This window comes from Thiomicrorhabdus sp. zzn3 (assembly GCF_029767755.1).
In the GTDB taxonomy this organism is placed as follows: domain Bacteria; phylum Pseudomonadota; class Gammaproteobacteria; order Thiomicrospirales; family Thiomicrospiraceae; genus Thiomicrorhabdus.
Genome location: NZ_JARUQS010000001.1, coordinates 194,547 through 214,960 on the forward strand (window position 1 = coordinate 194,547; position 20,414 = coordinate 214,960).

A 20,414-nucleotide genomic window follows, 5' to 3' on the forward strand; every position below is an offset into this window, starting at 1 on the left:
TTTTTTTGTTGCGGTGCTTGAGATTTCAAACCCAACAGGCCTGTTGGGTTTTTTATTTGCCCCTTTTTGTGCTCCGTGTTTCTTCACGGACAAGCGCTACTGTTGCGCCTGGCCATAACCGCCGCCGCCCGGCGTATGAATCGCAAAAATATCTCCCGACTGCAGCTGTATCGTCAATGTGCTTGGGAGCGACTGCGGTTCCTTCACCTCTTCGCGAGAACATTGATCTTCCGCTTTAATGACAAAATGGCAACCGGGTTTCCCCGGGTTGCCGCCGTTTAAGCCGTAAGGGGCCACCTGGCGGTGATTGCTGAGCATGGAAACCGTCATTGGCTTTAAAAACTCAAAATGACGTTCGCAGCCGTTGCCACCGTGGTGTTCCCCTGCACCGCCGCTGTTGCGGCGGATGGCAAAACGCCGCAAGCGCACCGGATAACGCAGTTCGAGAATCTCCGGGTCGGTCAAACGCGAATTGGTCATATGGCTGTGAATCGCATCGTGACCGTTAAAATCCGGACCGGCTCCAGTACCGCCGCACAGGGTTTCATAATACTGCCAGGTATCGTCGCCAAAGGTCAGGTTGTTCATGGTGCCCTGTGATGCCGCTTGGGTTCGTAAAGCGCCGCACAGGGTGTCGGTCACGACCTGAGAGGTTTCCACATTGCCCGCCACCACCGCGGCCGGATACTGTGGATTAAGCAGGCTGCCTGTAGGCACAATCAATTCCACCGGACGCAAGAAACCGTCATTCAGCGGAATCGGCTGATTGATCAGGGTGCGCAGCACATAGAGTGTCGCCGCACGAGTAATGGCATGTGGTGCATTAAAGTTATTGTTCTGTTGCCGGCTGCTGCCGCTGAAATCGATGATCAACTTCTGCTGTTGCAGATCCGGGGTAATGCGCACGCAAACCCGGGTGTGTTGATCGGTGCGGTAGCAGAACTCGCCGTCTGCTAGATTCGGCAGAAGTTCGAGTACAGCGCGCTCTGCATGATCCAAGGCATGCTGCATATACTGCGCGACAATGTCGGTGCCGACCTGCTCGCAGAGTTGCTGCAAGCCTTGAATGCCCTGCTGGTTGGCGGCCACTTGAGCGTGCAGATCGTTGAGGTTCTGCGTCAGGTTGCGCACCGGGTAAGTGGCCCCGGTCAGCCGTTCGCTGATGAGGTCGGTTTGGAACTCGCCGTTTTTGACCAGTGGCACGCAATCGAGCAGCACGCCTTCCTCTTCAATATGTTGGCTGCTGGCCGGCATGGATCCAGGCGTCAACCCGCCGACATCGGCATGGTGGCCCCGCGAGGCGACATAGAAACGTAACGCGCCGTCGACAAACACCGGCGAGATCAGGGTGATGTCGGGCAGATGGGTGCCGCCGGCGTACGGGTTGTTGAGTACATAGGCGTCGCCCGGCTGCAGCTGTGAGCCTACTTTGGCAATCACTGTTTTCACCGATTCGCCCATGGAACCGAGATGCACCGGAACATGCGGGGCATTGGCAATCAGTTGACCTTGGCCGTCGAAGATAGCGCAGGAGAAATCCAGGCGCTCTTTGATATTGACCGAGTGCGCCGTTTTGGCGAGGGTCGCGCCCATCTGTTCGGCAATCGCCATAAAACGGTTATTGAACAGAGCCAATTGCACCGGATCGGCTTCGTGGGGGGGCTCGGTTTGGGTTGAACGGCCGGCTGTTGTGGACTGAGGTTTCTCTTGATCGATCACTAATAGCTGACCATCTTTCTGCAGTTGTGCTTGCCAGCCCGGTTCGATCACCAGGGTGCCAGTGGCTTCGAGAACCAGAGCCGGCCCTTGAATGGTCTGCTGAATGCTTAGCGCTTCGCGCTGATAGACGTCGGCCTGTTGCCATTGGCCTTGGGCGTAGAGCGCGACCTGCTCACAAGGCTGCGCCTGCTTGTCCCGGTTGACCGGGATAGGGGTCACTGGATGACCGGCCGAAGCGACCTCGACGCTGATGCTGTTGAGGCGTACGCTGACATTGGGCTGGAAAAAACCGAATTGTTGGCGGTGCTGCTGTTCAAATTCGCTCAGATAGTCGGCGAATTCAGCCTCTTGACGGTAATCGAGATCTAATAAGGTATCGCTGCCCTGATAGTGCAGATGCAGGGTGATCCGAGTTTGGGAAACGGTTTCATTCTGTGCCTGAAGTTTTGAGCAGGCCTGCTCAATTTGGGTATGCAGTTCGGGTTTCAGGCTGTCGAGCGCCTCCAGCGGCTGTTCGTAGGAGCGGGTTTCGATATGGCTTTTTTGCGCCAGCCCCATGCCGTAGGCGGAGAGCACGCCGGAATAGGGGTGAAGCAGTACTTTGCGAATCCCCAGCTTGCGCGCCACCGCACAGGCATGCTGGCCGCCGGCACCGCCAAAGCTGACCAGCGTGTAGTCGCGCACGTCATAACCGCGCTGGGTGGATATTTTCTGCACCGCGCTCGCCATGTGTTCAATGGCGATCTCCAAGGCGCCTTCCGCCAGAGCTTCAGCCGGTCGGTTGAGTTGTTCGGCTAATTCGGCAAAACGCTGTCTGACCGCGTTGATATCCAAAGGCTGGTTGGCATTGGGGCCGAAAACGGCGGGAAAGTGTTGTGGTTGAATGCGTCCCAGCAACACATTGCAGTCGGTCACTGTCAACGGGCCGCCGCGCCGGTAACAGGCTGGCCCCGGATTGGCGCCGGCGGAATCCGGGCCGACTTGCAGTTCGCCATGCAGCGATTTCACAATCGAACCGCCACCGGCCGCCACCGTATGAATGTCGAGCATGGGCACACGCATCTGCACGCCGGCCACTTCGGTGTCAAAGCTGCGTTCGTACCGTCCGGCGTAGTGGCAGACGTCGGTAGAGGTGCCGCCCATATCAAAGCCGATAATCCGATCATGGCCCGCATGCAGGGCGGTCTGTACCGCGCCGACCAGCCCGCCGGCCGGACCGGACAGAATGGCATCCTTGCCCTGGAAACGGTCGGCTGCGGTCAAGCCGCCGTGAGATTGCATAAACTGCAGATCGACACCGGGAAGCTCGCTCGCGACTTGATCGACATAGCGGCGCAGAATGGGACTGAGGTAGGCGTCAACCACCGTGGTGCGGCCGCGGGCGATGTATTTGATCAGCGCGCTGCTCTGATGAGAGGCCGAAATCTGGGAAAAGCCGGCTTCTTGGGCCAATTGTGCAACGATCTGTTCATGCTGCGGGTTGAGATAGGCATGCAGCAGAACAATGGCGATGGCCTCAAATCCAGCGCGTTTAAGCTGTGCCAGGCGCTCACGGGTCTGCGACAGATCCAGCGGTTCGATTTCGCGGCCTTGCGCATCGAGGCGGCCGGCGATTTCGATGCTGGAGTGGTAGAGCGGTTTGAGGGCTTCGATTTTCAGGGCGAAAATGTCCGGACGGTTCTGGTAACCGATCTCCAGAGCGTCTTGGAAGCCATGATTGGTCACCAGCGCCACGGCTTCACCCTTGCGTTCCAAAAGGGCGTTGGTGGCCACGGTGGTGCCCATTTTGACCACGCCGATCCGCTCAACCGGAATGGGGTGAGGTTCCGGCGTTTTCAGAAAGTGGCGAATTCCGGCGATGGCGGCATCACGATACTGTTCGGGATTCTCGGACAGTAGCTTATGGGTATGCAGACGACCTTGAGGATCGACGGCGACCAGATCGGTAAAGGTGCCGCCGCGGTCGATCCAGAATTGCCATTTGGCTTCTGTTCGTGCTGTTTGGTTCCGGTTGTTAAGGTTATTTTCCGCCATGGGTCGTCACATCATCGCTGGTTATTTTGGGAGTGGCGTCGGCCATTGCTCAATGATCTTGCTTTAGTTATCTCGAAATGGGCCATTCTACAATATTCCCATCCAATGCGCTTTCTTAGGTAGGGTGCCTAGGGGGATATAAGGTGGTCAGGTGTCGATCGCCATGGAATGGGGTATGATACACCTGCACAAGCAGAGCATATCACTACGTAAATCATCAGCTAGGAGCATGAACGGTATGGCTGAATCCGCTCACAGTCAACAACAAGCTGCTCAATCGGAAGCCGGGCAAACCGTCTCGAATCCGAGCCAAACTCAACGGGCCTCTGCGGATTCAAAGCTGCAAGCCCCGTCAAACCGTTCGGTCGGGGAAGCCATCTGGCACTGGATGTTCTGGAAACGGGTGGTGGTGCGTTTTCAACAGCGTCAAGGCATGGATGCGGTGGGGATTTTGGCCTATACCACGCTGCTCGGTATCGTGCCGATGTTGGCGGTGATGCTCAGTCTGTTTTCCGTTTCACCATGGTTCTCGGATTTTGAAGGCCTGGTGATGGATCAGGTGGTGCATAATCTGATTCCCTCATCGCAGCCGGTGATCGAATCCTATTTGATGGCTTTTTCGCAACAGGCGGTCAATCTAAAAGGGCCGGGACTGGTGGTGATGCTGGTCACGACGCTGATGCTGTTGTGGAAAGTGGATGAGAAACTCAACGGCCTTTGGCCGGAAGTGCGTCGGCGCCGCTGGTGGGTGAGTCTGCTGCACTATCTGGGAGTGAGTCTACTGGGTCCAATCCTGCTCGGCTTGAGCCTGTTGACCAGTTCGTATCTGCTGGCGGTGCCATTGCTGAGCGAAGCCTATCCGTTACTGGAAAAACTGACCTTTGGCATCAGCCTATTACCGTTTGTGTTTTCGTTTTTAGGGTTTGCGGCGCTGTATAAGTTTGTGCCGAGACATAAAGTGAGCGGCAAGGCGGCGATGATCGGCGGCTTGTTTGCCACTGTGCAGCTTGAGCTGTTGAAAGAAGGTTTTGGATTTTATGTTCAATGGTTCCCGTCCTACAGCCTGATTTACGGCGCTTTTGCCGCCGTACCGCTGTTTTTGCTCTGGCTCTATCTGATCTGGTTTATCGTCATCTGGAACGGGGTGGTGGTGTCGGTATTGAATCCGCGTTATCTGAAAGCACCGCGCAGGCAGTCAGAAGTTCCAGCGGCACAGAAATCCGAGATAAGCCATGATTCAAACCGGGAGCGCTAAGTGCCATTGAGCGGACGTTTTTTGTTATTGGCATCAGGCCTCATCGCCGTTATGGCGTTCTCCTTGCAGTCGGGAAGCTTGGCTATTTCGCTAAGTGATTGGTGGCAGGGGCTTTCCGAGCCGCAATCATTAGTGCTGTGGGAGTTGCGGCTGCCAAGAGTGCTGATGACGGCACTGGTCGGTGCCGGCTTAGCCGTGTCCGGGGTGGCGTTGCAGGCGCTGTTCCGCAATCCGTTGGCGGAACCTGGATTGATCGGCGTTTCAAGCAGCGCCGCGCTGGGTGCGGTGGCGGTGATTGTGCTGGGCGGTGTGTTGTGGGGCGAGGTTTCCGGTTGGCAGATGAGTCTAGCGGCATTCATCAGTGCCGCGGCGGTGACGATGCTGATTTATCTGATTGCCACCCGTCAAGGAAGCACCGATGTCGCTTTAATGCTGCTTGCCGGAGTGGCGGTGAATGCGGTGGCCGGGGCGCTTACCGGGCTATTGATTGCGGTTTCGGATGATGTGCAGTTGCGCAGCGTCATTTTCTGGATGATGGGCTCCTTTTCCGGAGCCGACTGGTCTCAGGTGGCCCTGCTTGCGGTGATCTCTTTGCTGGTGATCGGACGGTTTCTAATGCTTTCTCGTCCCCTGAATGCGTTGCTGTTAGGCGAATCCAGCTGCTTGCACATGGGGTATGCGGTGCAGCCGTTGAAATGGCAAATCATGGGGCTAAGTGCATTGCTCGTGGGAACCGCCGTGGCGCTGGTCGGGGTCATCGGTTTTGTCGGGTTGATGGTGCCGCACATGGTGCGTCTGTGGGTTGGCCCCGACCATCGTCAACTGTTGCCGTTGAGCGCCCTTGGCGGGGCGTTGCTGATGGTGCTGGCGGATTGGGGCGCCCGTTCGGTGATGCCGCCGGCGGAATTGCCGATCGGTCTGTTGATGGCGTTATTGGGCGGGCCGTTCTTTTTGGGCATGCTGCTGAAACGGCGCGGTCGTTTGAGTTTGATGGGGAATGGTTAGAGTGATGCATAGGAATGAATCGCTGCCAACTCCCGCTTCGTCGATCGAATTTACGGATCTTGGATTCCGGGTGGATGACAGGGCGCTGTTGACCGATCTCAACGGCCGCTTCGATGGTGGACGCATCCATGCGATCGTCGGCCAGAACGGTGCGGGTAAAACCACGCTGCTGCGTTGCCTGACTAAGGAGTTGGCACCTACTCGGGGGCAGATTCTGTTTAACGGCAGGGCGTTAAACCATTGGTCTTTTAAAGCGTTGGCAAAACAAAGAGCGGTGTTGCCCCAACAGTCGGCGGTGCATTTTGCATTCACGGTTGAAGAATTGGTGTCACTCGGTTTGGAAGTGGCGGAAAGCCAAACCAACCATATCAATCAGCTTGAGCAGATTTTAGCCGTGTGTGATCTGCAATCGCTGGCACAGCGCAATTGTTTGACCCTGTCGGGCGGGGAGCAGAAACGGGCGCAGTTGGCGCGCGTGCTGGCGCAGATCTGGCCCGACCATCCTGAGGCTGACCAAGCCTTTAGCGGCAAATGGCTGTTTTTGGACGAGTGGTCGGAAGGGCTGGATTTGAAGCATCAAATTCAGATTTCCGCTTGGTTGCGTCGCGCCAGTCGTCAGGGATTGGGTGTGGTGATGATTTTGCACGATTTGAATCAGGTCGTTCAATGGGCCGACGAGGTATTGCTGCTCAAGCAAGGGCGGCTGCATACACAAGGTGACATTGCAGACGTATTCACGGCAGACAACCTGCATCAAGTCATGGACGTGCACCTGCGTTTGTGGCGTGATCCTGCTCTGCCTTATCCTCTGATTGTGCCTGAATAACCGTCTTATGAATGTTTGCCGGAAAACCGGCATTTAAAATGAACAGGCCTGTTCAGTTCTGATTGCCGTCGGTTTAAATCAAATCCAAGGAGATGGCGACCACTTGATCGTCCTCTTCCAGCGGATGCAGGCGGAAACCGAAAGTTTTAGCCAGGTCGAGCATGGCGCGGTTTTCGGTCAGCACTTCTCCCTCCATCTTGCGCAACCCTTTCGATTTGGCGTGGTTGATCAGGCTTTCCATTAGCAGGGAAGCCACGCCTTGGTGCTGATAATCGTCGCGGACCACAATCGCCATTTCACAAGACTGGCCGTCCGGATTGGTCGTGTAGCGTGCGACGCCGATTTCGACCGTGGTGTTGTCTCTCATCTCAGTCGTGGCAATAAACGCCATCTCCCGGTCGTAGTCGATCTGGGTGAAGCGATACAGCATTTCCGGGGTCAGGGTCTGCAGGTGCTTCATAAAGCGCAGATAGCGGCTGCGTTCGGACAGATGATCGACAAAATCCATCTCTATTTTGGCGTCTTCCGGGCGGATCGGTCGCAGGGTGATTTCCAGTCCGGTGCGGGTGCGCATGCGTCGGCTCAGTTCTTGAGGATAGGGATGGATCGCCATATGCTGGTAGGCCGTTTGCCGTGCCGGCGGTGTTTGTACCTTGATGCGTCCATCCACTGCCATCACGCCGGTCTCATCGGCAAACAGCGGGTTGATGTCCAGTTCAATAACTTCAGAAAGCTGCGAAACCATATCGGAGAGATTGAGAAGGGTGTCGATAATCGCCTCCCGATTGACCGCGGGAAGCCCGCGGAAAATGCCGAGCCTTTTCGCCGCCTTGGTACGTGCGATCATGCGTTCGGCAATAAAGTGGTTCAGCGGCGGCAGGGCGATGCTGCGGTCCTGCTGCACTTCGACGTCAGTACCGCCGCTGCCGAAGGTGATCGCCGGCCCGAAGACCGGATCGCGGACCACGCCGATCAACAATTCGCGTGCGCAAGCGTTCTGGTACATCGGCTCCACAGTGACCCCGAGAATTTTCGCCTCCGGTTGGGTCTGTTGGATCTGTTCCACCATTTGAGTGAAGGCGCGGCGTACCTCTTCAACGGAGTTGAGATTGAGTTTAACTCCGCCGACATCGGACTTGTGCGAGAGGTTGGGAGAATGGATTTTCAAACTTACCGGAAAGCCGAGCGATTCGGCCGCCACCATCGCCTGGTGAGCGTTGACCGCTTCAATCGCTGCCGTGATCGGTATGCTAAAGGCATGAAGCACCGCGCGCGTTTCGGTGCTGCTCAAGATCGTGCGGCCTTCTGACAGTGCGGCTTGGATAATGGCGCGGGCACCGTCAGTATCATGCTGACGGCCATACTTCTGTCCGGTGTCCGGCGCCTGCATCAACAGTTGCTGGTTTTGACGGTAGGCAGAGAGAAAAGCAAAGGCTTCCACCGCGCCTTCTGGAGTGCGGAACGAGGGGATTCTATGCTCGGCAAAATGAGAGCGCGCCTTTTTGACCAGGCTTTCGCCCAACCAGGCGGTGAAAATCGGTTTGTGCGTCGGATCTTGGTGCATCGACTCACTGATGGCATGGGCGACGGCCAGCGGTTGGGTCATCGCCTGCGGCGTCAGCAAAATCAGAATGGCATCGTATGCCTCGTCTTGTTGACACGCTTTCAGGGTTTGCGCATAGCGTTCCGGGGTCGCATCCCCGAGAATGTCGATCGGATTGCTGTGAGACCAATGTTTCGGAAGAAAGTCATTTAAGGCTTGCAGGCTGGCTTCACTTGGTTCGGGTAAATCGATGCCGAGTTCGGCCGCGCGGTCGGTGGCCATGACGCCCGGCCCGCCGCCGTTGGTGATGATCGCCAAACGGTTGCGTTTAATGTGGAGGTTGTCCGACAGGGTTTTGGCCGCCGCAAACAGTTGAGAAATGGTCTGTACGCGGATCGCTCCGGCGCGTTCAATCGCCGCATTAAACACATCGTCTCCGCCGACCAGAGCGCCGGTATGGGAAAAGGCGGCGCGCGTGCCTTCGGGCATGCGACCGGATTTCAACAGAATCACCGGCTTCATGCGCGCGGCGGCTTTGAGTCCGCTGATAAATCGGCGCGCATTGGCGATGCCTTCGATGTACAGCAAAATGCTATGGGTGTTGGGGTCCGCGGCGAGAAAATCCAAAATCTCCCCAAAATCGATGTCGGCGGCGTCACCGGTGGACACCACCTGGGAAAAACCGACGTCATTGGCTTCGGCCCAGTCGAGTACCGCGGTGCACAGCGCGCCGGATTGCGACACTAACGCCAAATGTCCCGGACGCGCCTGGTTTTTGCTGAAGGTGGCGTTCATGCCGATCTCGGGACGGATAATGCCCAGGCAGTTGGGGCCCATCAGGCGCATGCCGTAGGCGTGGGCGTTGGCGGTCATCTGCTGTTGCAGACGTTTGCCGACCTCGTCTTCAAAACCGGCCGACAGGATCACGGCATGGGCGACGCCTTTTTGCGCGCAGGCCTGGATAATGGATGGAATGGTGGACGCGGGCGTGGCGATGACCACCAGTTCGGGCGTTTCCGGAAGACTGGCGATGTCCGGATAACAGGCTTGATTTTGCACCGTGTCGTGTTTAGGATTGACGGGGTAAAGTCGACCTTGATAACCGGACTTCAAAAGATTAGCCAAGGCGTGGCCGCCGACGGATTCGGCGCGATCGCTGGCACCGAAAACTGCGATGCTGGCTGGCTTGAACAATCTGGAAAGATAGTGTGGTCCCATAAAATTACCTTGTTGATGTCACCTTCCAGGAAATAAGATGAATCTCTATATTACGCACTCTTCATGTCGTTTGCATGACAATGGAATCTATCATCCTGAGATGGCGGAGCGTATCGGGCGCATTGAAGATCAGTTGATCAGCAGTCAGTTGTTTGAATGGTTTTTGCATGACGAAGCCAGAGCCGCAACCGATGAAGAGATCGCTCTGGTGCATGATCCTCGTCTGATTTCGGTTTTGGAAGAAGCGTTGCCGGAAGAGGGGGTGAGGGCGGTGGACGAAGATGTCTATCTGAGTCCTCACAGCTTGGAAGCGGCGCGGCATGCCGTGGGCGCGGTGCTCGACGGGATTGACGCCTTGCATGAAGGGCGCGCTAAACGGGTGTTCTGCAATGTGCGTCCGCCGGGGCATCATGCCGAGCATCGGCGTCCGATGGGATTCTGTCTGTTTAACAATATCGCGATCGGTGCCGCCTATGCGCTGCACAAGCACGGCTATGAACGGATCGCGATTGTCGATTTTGACGTGCATCACGGCAATGGCACCGAAGAGTACGTGCGCAGCGAACCGCGCGTTTGGCTCGGTTCCAGTTTTGAACATCCGCTGTATCCGCACAGTGATCCGCTCTCCGATCTGGAGAATATGGTGAAAATGCCGTTGGCCAAGTTCAGCGGCAGCGACGCATTTCAACAGGCCTGGTTGGAACAGGCGTTTCCGGCATTGAGGGTCTTTCAACCGCAACTCATCCTGGTGTCCGCCGGGTTTGACGGCCACGCGTTGGACCCTTTGGCGAATTTGCGTTTGCATGAAAACGATTACGCCTGGATGGCGCAGCAGCTGGTAAAGCTCTCCGAAGAATCTGCGCAGGGCCGGGTTCTGGCAGTGCTGGAAGGCGGCTATGACCTGGGCGCCTTGTCGGTGTCGGTGCGGGAATTCATCAAAGCGTTGTTTGAACTGTCTGCTTAAAATGTATTTTAAACAGGCCTGTTCAGTTCCTTAGGCATTCTGACCCTGTTTTCAAGGACGCTTTTAATACTGTTTTTATTTTTAATAGCTTTGTTGGCGCCCTGGTTACCTTTTTGCTTGCCCAAAAAGAGTAACCAGAAAAAAGGTACCCACTCCATAAATTGGCAAATTCTAAACTTGTTCACTGAAAACACGGAACTCGCTTTCGCTCAAACAACCGCGTTTTAACCGTTCACTGCGTTAAGAACATTGCACAATTTATTCCAATGGGAGTTGCTTCGAACGATCGTGCATAAACTCAATTCAAAGTAATTAAGTTGCACACGATATTCACAAACCTAACATAAACAGGCCTGTTGAGTTGTTAAAGTTCTGAATTGATGATATCGAGAACTTGCGCCTGTGCGGCATCAAAGTCGATCTTGCCGGTAATTTCATAGACGCGGCACGCTTTTAACAACGCCAGATAATCTTGCGGATCGGGTTGGAAGCCGTTTTTGAGAAAACCGTTTTCATCACGGGCATAAAACGGCCCCGGTGTTTTCATGATTGCCGGCAGCAAGTCGGGTCGTTGTTGCAGATTTACCGGGGTGACGCGCGTCGGCTCGGCGCTTTGCGCCTGCCAGTTCAAAATAAACAGCGCATTCAATGGCGCCTCACTCTGATAACAGCCGGGGAAAAACAGGCTGTTGACCGGCGCGTCGTATTTCTGTTCCAGTGCGCGTAGGGTTTCGCTGGGCAGAGACAGAAACCGCTGACGTTCGCTGTCACTGATCAAGGCATGCAGTTTGGGGTTGTGCACGATGGTGCCCGGATTGATTCGCGGCTGTTTGGGAATGCCGCGCATCACCAAGCCGTTTTCGCCCTGTTTGAGCAGCAGACGATCGTTGCTGATAAAGTGCTGCCCCTGTTCCAGCAGATGCAGCATCAATGTGGATTTGCCGCCGCCTGAAAGCCCGGCGAAGGCGAGGCCTTGGTTTTGAATTTGTAACCCGGACGTGTGCGCCAACACCCAACCGTGGCGCAGATGCCAGTTAAGATATTGGGTGAGGATAAAGTTAATGATCTGGCTGCTGCGGGTTTCGATCGGCCCGAATGCCAGCGGTGAAAGCTGGCTTTGCTGCGATGAAGGGGCGGGCTGCAAAAACAGCATGCCGGTTTTGACTTTGCGCAGCAAACGTACCGCTTGACCATTAAAGTCAGTATCGAAAACGGCATCTTTACGTCCGACTTTACCCGCTTCACGTTGCCAGTCGGTCCATTCGGTGGTTTCCGCCAGAGGGGAGAGGGCATCCGTCTGATAGAAATACAGAGTTTGCTCAGCGGGCCAAGGACGATCTTCGTGATCCAGGTCCACGACCGAAATCAGCTCTTCAAAGTAATGCTCCAGAATGCGTAATAACTTGCTGGAGTTGCTGTGCAGTCGCAACGGAAAATCCGCTAGATTCAGCTGTAACACGTGTGTTTCTACCGGAAGGGCCTCCGCCACTTCCAGCATCTTCGTTAACAGAGAAGGCGAGCTTTGAGGAGTCTCTGTCATGCCGTTTGTTTTGCTTTGTTCTGTAATAGGCGCTCAATCACATAGTCGGTGTAGCGGGCGGCCATATTCAATCCTAATCCTTCTTGAGCCCCTTTAAAGCCGCCGAATGCGGAGACTTCAAAGCACACTGGACCTTGTTCGGTTTCGGCAATGTCTACGGTGGTGTAACTCAGGTCAAACTGCGCTTGCGCCTTACGGGCGATTTCGATGATCTCTTCGCTGGGCTCTACCTTGGCGTATTTGCCGCCCGAATGGATCGTGGTGTTCCAGCTGCTGCCATTGCCCACGCGAGCATAAGCGCCTTGATATTCGCCGCCTAAAAACACCAGTCCCATATCGTGGCCCGGCAGTTTAAGCTTCTTTTGCACATAATAAAAACCGTGGATTGCATAGTAGTCGTGCAATTGTTGTTTGAGTTTCTTTTCCGAAGTGTCACTGGAAAGCACTTCCATGCCGCGGGCTTTGGTGGAAAACAGCGGTTTGAGCACGACCTTGCCGAATTTCTGTACGGCATGGTAGGCGGCGTTAAGATCCTCGGTAATCACCGTTTCCGGCATAGGGATATTGGCTTTGGCCAGCGATACGGTGCAGCTCATGCGGTCCACCAGGCGGATGATTTCTGCCGGGTTGGAAAAAATCTGCACCCCGCAGCACTCCACAAAACGCAGAATTTCCAAACGGTCCAGCACCTTAGGACTGTAGGTCTGCGAAATTTTTTTGATAATCAAACCGTCCAACTTACATAAGCATTGACCTTGATAGAGAACTTCTGGTTTGGAGAGATCGGCGACGACTTTTTCGATGTCGATCACCAGGCGGAAACCGGTGCGTTTTTCGATTTCATCCGCCAAAATTTCGGTTGACCATTTCCCGGGAATGCCGACCACCCCGATCTTCAGATTAGTCATGGAACAGTTCCTTTGGAATGCGATAGGTTTGTCGTTGCTGGCTGTCGAGTTGCAGCAGTTGTTCAATCAGGTAGCGCCCTTTAAAGTGCATGGATTTGGCATGTTCTTTATCCAGCACAAAACGCGTTGACGTCAAAAAGGAGCGTGCTAGCCCCAAAGCCATACGCAGCTGGTAATCCTTATCCTCGATCTCTGCGGCGTAACGTGCGCCGAAGTCGAAAGTCGCTTCCATCGCCATAATGATGCGCTTGCATACGATGGGTTCAAAATTGGTGATCCGGTAGAAGGAGACCATCAGCACCGAGAGATCCTGGACATAGTCGGAATAGTCCGAACGATGCAGATCAATGAAACTGATTTGATTCTGCAGAACGTCGTAGATGATGTTGTCTACATTAAAATCGCCGTGGATATAGACGGCGTTGGGAACACTGAGTTTCTTCTCGAGTTTTTGGGCTTTTTTAACGATGCTTTCCAGCGAAGCCTGTTTGACCGAACCGATCTGCAAGCCTTTGAGGTTAAAGTCAGGGTGAACGTCATAGATGTGGCCGAGACGCTTTTGCAGCTGCTTCATAAAGTCAGCCGGATGCACTTCGTCAATCCGCGTTTGTTCCCAGATATCGTGCAACGTGGCAAACAAGGTATTTAAGGCCTTTTTCAGCGTTTTGCGGTCTTCGGTTAGCAGTAGCTTGTCAAAGGTATGGCCGGTGAGGTATTCAAACAGCAGAGCGGCTTTGTCCCCCTGTTTCTGATAAGAATACACCTCCGGTGCGATGCCGGGGAATTTCTGGTGCCAGCTTTCAATGCTCGCTTTTTCTTCCAGCAGTTTTTCTTTTTTGCCCTGTTTGAAAATCGCCAGTATGCGGTCTTCGCTTTCAGCCGAGGAGCGCACCCCGGAAATGGTGCAGCCGGATTTGGTTTCACCCATTGAGTGAATGTTCAGTTCCTCGCTGGAGACTTCTTCTTTAAGTGCGGATAACGTCGCTTCCAGAGCATGATAACGGTCAATCTGGATAAACTGACCAAGATTGGCGGAGATGATGCCTTCTCCGATACGCAGCAGAGCATCGCCCATCAGATTGATGTCTTTCAGAGTAAAACAGGCATGTAGCAGTGCTTCGGTATTTTGTCCTGTTTTAAGGCGCTTTTTGTATTTTTCCAGTTGCTGAGAGCAGGTCTTGTCAATGCGCACCTGTAAGCGACAGATGTCGATGGAAAGGGTTAAGTGCTCACTTTCGATGGCTGGGATAATCAGCGATAGCCCTTTATTGAGGTCGTTGAGCGCATTAAACACCGACTTTTTCTGGATCAGTTTCAGAGTATTCTGTTTTTTCAGCTGATAGGCCATCTCCTGAAGCTGCGAGGAAAGCGCTTTTAGACTGTGACTGATATGTTCGTAACTTTGGATGATGACCCGGTCGTCGTCGCAATCGTTCTGGCAGTACTGCTGGCCGGCACGGTTAAGCAGGTTGACGTGGGTGTTTTCGATGTAATCAATACGTCCCAGGCTTTTGTCTAACAGAGCGACGTCTTGGGTTTCCAAACCGTCGGTCAGGGTTTGCAGCTGCTTCTGGACATCCAGAATCAGAAAGCGCAGGGCTTCATAGAGTAAGGGAATGGTTTTCATGGACTTGAAGGTTACGCCTTGCTCTTCTTGGTTTTTTTGGCCTTTTTGGCTTTGATTTTGAGGGTGGCCGGTTCCGAGTCTTCCTGTTCCTTGTTGTTCCAGCTAATACGCAGGCGCAGTTCCTGCACTTTTTTGGTCTGACTGGCCTTGATACGCAAGCGGCCGAATGCCTGAGGGTGCAACAGCAAAGTTTCCTCTTCGTCCGAGAACAGGATTTCGCCTTTTTTAATGCCTTCGGTCAAGGCCTCAAGATAGCTGATGATGGCGTCCTGATCCTGAAGGGATTCATGCTCAAAGTAATTTGTCTTATTGGCCATGAGAAACTCTCTGTGTGAAGGGTATCGGTTTATGGAAACAGCCTAAGCGCACGTGAATACAGGGTGGAACTGTCTGGCGTATGGAAGTTCGCTGCAAAGGGCCGATACCGTGCCGTTGGTGGAAAATATTGTAACAGCTTCCCCCGGTGTTTTCATATTCGACTTGCGGCGGCAATTGGCGTTAAGCTGGGTGTCGCATTCAAAGTTCAGCAGGCCTTGGCGTACAAACAGCTGCTGGCCGTTGAGGTGGCTCCGATGTCCATTGACCAGGGCCAAAATGCCGATTTTGCGCAACGCTTGAGAACCGGTTTCCGTGAGCGGCCAGTCTTTGGGACGGTATTTGGTGCGGAATACATTCCCCATTTCCGAGTAGTACATCTGGAAGATCTGCCCTTCACGCATCTGTTGCTTAAAACGGTCATTCAGCTCCTTATCGGTACGGTTTTGCAGTTGCAATGCCACGCGATCATCGAGTCCGGCGTGACTGAACAGGTAACTGCCGCTGCGGTGCAAAAGATTCAATTCACGGAAAAACCAGGCAAACTCACCTTGCGGGTCGATAAACAGCGATTTGGCTTTTTGCGCCGCCTGATACACTTGGGTCAAATTCAAACCGTAATCGGAACAGGCCTGAAGAAAATCCGGTTGTTTTTTGCGGATCTGTTTCAACTCCTTATGGATTTGCTGCGTATTCATGAAGTGCTGTGCGTATTGCGGAAAATATTCAAACCATTCCTGTTGCGGAAACAATGCGTTGTGAATCAGACTTTCCGGCAGATCAGGCCCTGTTTGATCCTGGCAGTAGTGTTGGTAAATTTCCGCCAGAAAAGCCGCGGTTTTACGCCCCATGCGCACAAAAAAGTGCGACTGGCGCAAGTCGTCCATAAAATCCAGTGCCAGCAGTCCCGCATAGACGCGGATGTCGTGGTTTCCGGCCAGCAACACCAAGTCGGCCCCGGCTTGACGCAGTTGGTTCAGCAGCTTGAACAGGGCCAGATTGCTGGGCCCCTTGTCAAAGCAGTCGCCTCCAATAAGAATCTGCGCCTGTTTCGCCTTCTCGGTCAAAACCAGGTTGCCAGGCGTACTTTGAAACGTTACCAGTTCGCTGAGTTTCAATGAACGCAAAAAGGCGTCTGCGTCTGCATGCAGGTCGCAGAAAAAGTAGGTGTTTTTCTGCGGCATCAGCCAAGCTTCCAAAGGGATTTTGATTGTATCTTGAGGTTGCCAGGGAGTAATTGGGGCCATGTTCGCGTTCTCCAAATTGCGCTGATGCGTCTGTCAGCGTTTAATCCATTAACAAAGCGTTAGATTGAGTCTGTTCATTGCGCACTTTCCACTCGCCGCCCACTTTGCAAAGTGAGCAGGCCTGTTCGTTTTCACTCCAGCGGACTTCAAAATAGATCGGGTCGGCGTAGTGCATCGAATAGCGGCCAATATCATCAAACTCCAGTGCCCCCAACAGATAAGCGGCATGACGAAACGAGGCACCGTGACCGACCATGACGGTGAGGGTGTCGTGTTGCGCGCTGGTGTGAACTTGCTGCATCACTTCGACAATGCCGTGGCAGACCCGTTTTCCGGCCTCCATTAAGGATTCGGCGCCATCGAATGGCAGACGGTAGTGCGGGTCGGATTTCCAGTTGTGCGGAGGCAGCGGGTAACGCGGGTCTTGCTGCAGAATCTGCTCGATTTCGGTAATGGTCAGGTTGGCCGCGGCACCGACACTGCGTTCGTTAAGCTGTTCGGAACTGATCAGATGCGCCTGTTGATGGAGATTAAGTCGAATCTGTTCGGCCGTTTGCCAGGCTCTGAGCAGGTTGGAAGTATGAATCCTAGGCTCAATCTGTAAATTGTGTGTCTCGGCAAAGGCTAAAAGCGGCTGAGCCGCATGGCGGGACTGCTGAATACCGCGTTCGGTGAGGGCGAACGGCTGCCAGGCGCTGGGAACGTTCGGTTTTTGGCGATATTCGCCGTGGCGGATAAACGCCAGGATGGATCTTGCTTGCTTCATTCGGCCCATTTTAGGCAGGCCTGGTGAAACTCTTTTAACGGTTTTGTGACTGTTTTATGACGTTGGCGATGAGAGCAGAGGGGGAATGAATGGCAATAAAAAAGGCGCTTCAAAGCGCCTTTCAATTGCTCTGATTACAGCCGTTACAGTGAAAAGTCGCTGAAATCGTCTTTATTGACCTTGGAATCGACCTGGCCAACCAGGTAAGAGCTGATTTCCGACTCTTGCGGCGCGACTTGAACATTGTCGCTCACCAGCCAATTGTTCATCCACGGCAACGGGTTACTGCGGTTTTCGAAGATCGGTTCCAGCTTCAACGCTTTCAGACGCACGTTGGTGATGTACTCCACGTAGTCTTTGAGAATATTGGCATTCAGGCCGATCATGGAACCGTCTTTAAACAGGTAGTCGGCCCACTGTTTTTCCTGCTCGGCGGCCTGACGGAAGATGTTGTAGGTCTCTTCGAGCTGCTCTTTGGCGATTTCCGCCATTTCCGGATCGTCCGCACCTTCTGCCATCAGGTTGATCATGTTCTGGGTGCCTGACAGATGCAACGCTTCGTCTCGCGCGATCAGTTTAATGACTTTGGCGTTGCCTTCCATCAGCGAACGTTCGGCAAACGAGAAGCTACAGGCAAAGGACACATAGAAGCGGATTGCTTCCAGGACATTCACCGAAACCAACGTCAGGTAAAGCGAGGTTTTGATCTTTTTACGGAATTCGGCGTCTTTTTCGATGTCGATCTGATTGGCGTACATGTGATTCGTCAGGGCGATCAGTTCATCATAGTGTTCGGTGACGCTGATGGCACGCTTGGTGATCTCGTCGTTGGCGACGATATCATCAAACACCAGCGACGGGTCGGTGACGATGTTGCGGATAATGTGCGTGTACGAACGACTGTGGATGGTCTCCGAAAAGGCCCAGGTCTCAATCCAGGTTTCCAGTTCCGGAATCGATACCAGCGGCAACAGCGCGACGTTGGGGGAACGCCCTTGCACCGAGTCCAACAGCGTTTGGTATTTCAGGTTGCTGATGAAAATATGTTGTTCGTTGGCAGGAAGGTCCGCGTAATCGGTACGGTCAGTCGACAGATCCACCTCTTCCGGACGCCAGAAGAAGCTCAATTGCTTTTCGATCAGCTTTTCAAAAAAAGGATATTTTTGTTGGTCGTAACGTGCCACATTCACGTTCTGACCAAAGAACATCGGCTCTTTTAACGCATTATTTTGCGAGCGACAAAAAGTGGAGTAGGTGTGTTTATCCTGACAACTCATATAGTTCCGTATCCTGATATTAGGGGAATCGAAAACCGTATCGATCCAGTTTTGTAGGTGTCGATCATAGACGATAACGGGCTCGATTCCAAAATAGGGTGATCGATTATTTTAACCATAAATATGAGCCACGCAAATAAGATTTATTCTTATTTTTGCGGAATTTTTTATTGCTCTCAAATAGATGGTTAGGCTGATGGTCAGCGTTCGCCCATCACCATCGCTTCCAGCATTTCCCAGCGCTCAAAGGCGGCTTCCAATTCCGCCTCTTTTTGCTGGAGCTGTTGCAGTTTTTCTTGCACGATGGATTCTTCCTGCTGATAAAAGTCAGGTTGGTTCATCGCTTCGCTTAGCGCTTCCAAAGCCTGCTCCAACTCTTCGATGCGTTGGGGTAAGGCATCGTATTCACGCTGGTCTTTGTAGCTGAGTTTTTTCGGCTTTTTGGTCTCGTTTGCCGGTTTAGCTGCGGCTTTTCTGTTTTCAGCAGGCCTGTTTGCTTCTTCAGAAACAGCTGGTTTTTTGGAGTCTGCTTTTGCTTCGGTCAGATGCGAAAAATCCGGACGCTGGCGAAGCCAATCGTCGTAGCCACCGACATACTCGTTGACGATGCCGGGGGCGTCGAAGACGATGGAGCTGGTGACCACATTGTTTAAAAACGCCCGGTCGTGGCTGACGATCAGCACCGTGCCGGCGTAGTTGAGGAGAATCTCTTCCAGCAGCTCCAGCGTTTCCACATCCAGGTCGTTGGTCGGTTCATCCAGTACCAGCAGATTGGACGGTTTGGCAAACACGCGCGCCAGCAACAGGCGGTTACGCTCACCACCGGAAAGTGCCTTGACCGGCTGGCGGGCGCGATCCGGGCTGAAGAGGAAATCGCCCAGGTAACCGATAATGTGTTTGCGCTGGCCGTTGATCTCCACGTAATCGCTCTCTTCGATCACGCTTTCGGCTACGGTACGGTTTTCGTCGAGCTGGGCGCGATGCTGGTCAAAGTAGGCGATCTGAATATTGGTGCCGAGTTTGACCTTGCCGGAAGTCGGCGTCTGTTTGCCCAGAATCAGTGACAGCAGGGTCGATTTACCGCAGCCGTTCTCCCCGATGATGCCGACCTTGTCGCCACGCATAATGGTGGTGGAAAAATCGGTGACAATGATTTTGTTGTCGTAACTGAAGGAAAGGTGTTCGATTTCAATGACCTGTTTACCGGAAAGATCGGTGCGGTTCAGCTGCAGATTGGCCTTGCCCTGCTGACTGCGGCGTGCTTTGTGTTCTTCGCGCAGCTTTTCCAGCGCTCGCACACGGCCTTCGTTGCGGGTGCGACGCGCTTTGATACCCTGACGAATCCAGGCCTCTTCCTGCGCCAGTTTTTTGTCAAATTCGGCGTTCTGTTTGGCTTCGGCTTCCAGTTGCTCGGCCTTACGTTGCAGGTAGGTGTGATAGTCGCACTCCCAGTTGGACAGGCGGCCGCGGTCCAGTTCGACAATGCGGGTGGCTAACGCCTGTAAAAAGGCACGGTCGTGGGTGATAAACACCAGGGCGCAGCGGATCGATTTGAGGAATCCTTCGAGCCATTGAATGGAGGGAATGTCCAAATGGTTGGTCGGCTCGTCGAGGAGGAGAATGTCCGGTTCCTGTACCAGGGCTTTGGCCAGCAGGACGCGGCGTTTCATCCCGCCGGAAAGCGTGGAAAATTCGACTTCGCCCGGCAAACCGAGTTTGGAGATAATGGTCTCGACGCGCTGCTTCAGTTCCCAGCCGTTTTGGGCATCAATTTGCTGTTGCACCTGGGTCAGTTCGTTGAGCAGGGCTTCGGAGTAGTCAGTCTCCATCTGTGCGCTCAGTTGCTCAAAGCGTTCAATCAGCGGCCCGAGTTCGCCGAGACCGTCAGCAATGATATGGAACACGCTGCCGTGGGTATCATGCGGCACTTCCTGTTGCAATTTGGCAATGCGCACGCCGTCCTGAACAATGCGTGTGCCGCTGTCCGCCTGAATTTCGCCTTCAATGACTTTGAGCAGGGTGGATTTGCCTTCACCGTTACGGCCAACAATACACAGCCGTTCGTTGGCTTCAATTTGCAGGTTTACACCGTCCAGAAGTGGAGCGGCGCCAAAACTCAGGGTGAGGTCGCGTAAAAAGAGCAGAGCCATTGATATCCTTTGTGCCTTTT

At 53.9% G+C, this 20,414-nt stretch carries 14 protein-coding genes; 4 read left to right on the plus strand and 10 right to left on the minus strand.

Features of this window, described 5'->3' with window-relative positions; genetic code table 11:
• Positions 1-96: 96 nt before the first annotated feature.
• Positions 97-3,753 (minus strand): hydantoinase B/oxoprolinase family protein, encoded by a 3,657-nt coding sequence (locus tag QCB44_RS00850; protein ID WP_279407356.1) that lies wholly within the window; start codon positions 3,751-3,753, stop codon positions 97-99.
• Between the two features lie 238 nt (positions 3,754-3,991).
• Here QCB44_RS00850 and QCB44_RS00855 point away from each other — a divergent pair, with 238 nt between their 5' ends.
• Genes QCB44_RS00855 through QCB44_RS00865 form a run of 3 tightly spaced genes read left to right on the plus strand, consistent with a single transcriptional unit; the run spans position 3,992 to position 6,839 of the window.
• The gene (locus QCB44_RS00855) at positions 3,992-5,008 is read left to right on the plus strand and encodes a YihY family inner membrane protein (RefSeq protein WP_279407357.1); all 1,017 of its coding nucleotides are present in this window, start codon (positions 3,992-3,994) and stop codon (positions 5,006-5,008) included.
• Positions 5,009-6,013: an iron ABC transporter permease gene (locus QCB44_RS00860; RefSeq protein WP_279407358.1), complete on the plus strand. Its 1,005-nt coding sequence runs from the start codon at positions 5,009-5,011 to the stop codon at positions 6,011-6,013. It begins immediately after the preceding gene.
• 4 nt (positions 6,014-6,017) lie between these two features.
• Positions 6,018-6,839 carry a heme ABC transporter ATP-binding protein gene (locus QCB44_RS00865; RefSeq protein WP_279407359.1) on the plus strand — a complete coding sequence of 274 codons (822 nt, stop codon included), beginning with the start codon at positions 6,018-6,020 and terminating at the stop codon, positions 6,837-6,839.
• Between the two features lie 73 nt (positions 6,840-6,912).
• Here QCB44_RS00865 and QCB44_RS00870 read toward each other — a convergent pair whose 3' ends face one another.
• A complete protein-coding gene (locus QCB44_RS00870; RefSeq protein ID WP_279407360.1) occupies positions 6,913-9,600 on the minus strand; it encodes a bifunctional acetate--CoA ligase family protein/GNAT family N-acetyltransferase in 2,688 nt (895 codons plus the stop codon).
• Positions 9,601-9,637: 37 nt separating this feature from the next.
• On the opposite strand from QCB44_RS00870, the gene QCB44_RS00875 reads away from it, so the two are divergent.
• Complete coding sequence (locus QCB44_RS00875) at positions 9,638-10,564, plus strand: histone deacetylase family protein (protein WP_279407361.1); 927 nt, start codon at positions 9,638-9,640, stop codon at positions 10,562-10,564.
• A 364-nt stretch (positions 10,565-10,928) separates the two neighbouring features.
• Here QCB44_RS00875 and QCB44_RS00880 read toward each other — a convergent pair whose 3' ends face one another.
• From QCB44_RS00880 to QCB44_RS00915, 8 genes are all read right to left on the minus strand, one after another.
• Positions 10,929-12,104, minus strand: a complete 1,176-nt coding sequence (locus QCB44_RS00880; protein ID WP_279407362.1) for an HprK-related kinase B — start codon at positions 12,102-12,104, stop codon at positions 10,929-10,931.
• On the minus strand, positions 12,101-13,012 hold the full coding sequence (locus QCB44_RS00885; protein ID WP_279407363.1) for a GAK system ATP-grasp enzyme: 912 nt from the start codon (positions 13,010-13,012) through the stop codon (positions 12,101-12,103). Before QCB44_RS00885 ends, QCB44_RS00880 begins: the two co-directional genes overlap by 4 nt.
• Complete coding sequence (locus tag QCB44_RS00890) at positions 13,005-14,639, minus strand: aminoglycoside phosphotransferase family protein (RefSeq protein ID WP_279407364.1); 1,635 nt, start codon at positions 14,637-14,639, stop codon at positions 13,005-13,007. Before QCB44_RS00890 ends, QCB44_RS00885 begins: the two co-directional genes overlap by 8 nt.
• Positions 14,640-14,650: 11 nt before the next feature.
• Positions 14,651-14,956: an amphi-Trp domain-containing protein gene (locus tag QCB44_RS00895; protein ID WP_279407365.1), complete on the minus strand. Its 306-nt coding sequence runs from the start codon at positions 14,954-14,956 to the stop codon at positions 14,651-14,653.
• Positions 14,957-14,998: 42 nt separating this feature from the next.
• Positions 14,999-16,201, minus strand: coding sequence for a metallophosphoesterase (locus QCB44_RS00900; protein WP_279407366.1), 1,203 nt, complete (start codon positions 16,199-16,201; stop codon positions 14,999-15,001).
• A gap of 40 nt (positions 16,202-16,241) precedes the next feature.
• Positions 16,242-16,967, minus strand: a complete 726-nt coding sequence (locus tag QCB44_RS00905) for a histidine phosphatase family protein (protein WP_279407367.1) — start codon at positions 16,965-16,967, stop codon at positions 16,242-16,244.
• A 143-nt stretch (positions 16,968-17,110) separates the two neighbouring features.
• On the minus strand, positions 17,111-18,244 hold the full coding sequence (gene nrdB, locus QCB44_RS00910; protein WP_279407368.1) for a class Ia ribonucleoside-diphosphate reductase subunit beta: 1,134 nt from the start codon (positions 18,242-18,244) through the stop codon (positions 17,111-17,113).
• A gap of 200 nt (positions 18,245-18,444) precedes the next feature.
• On the minus strand, positions 18,445-20,394 hold the full coding sequence (locus QCB44_RS00915) for an ATP-binding cassette domain-containing protein (RefSeq protein WP_279407369.1): 1,950 nt from the start codon (positions 20,392-20,394) through the stop codon (positions 18,445-18,447).
• Positions 20,395-20,414: the final 20 nt, after the last annotated feature.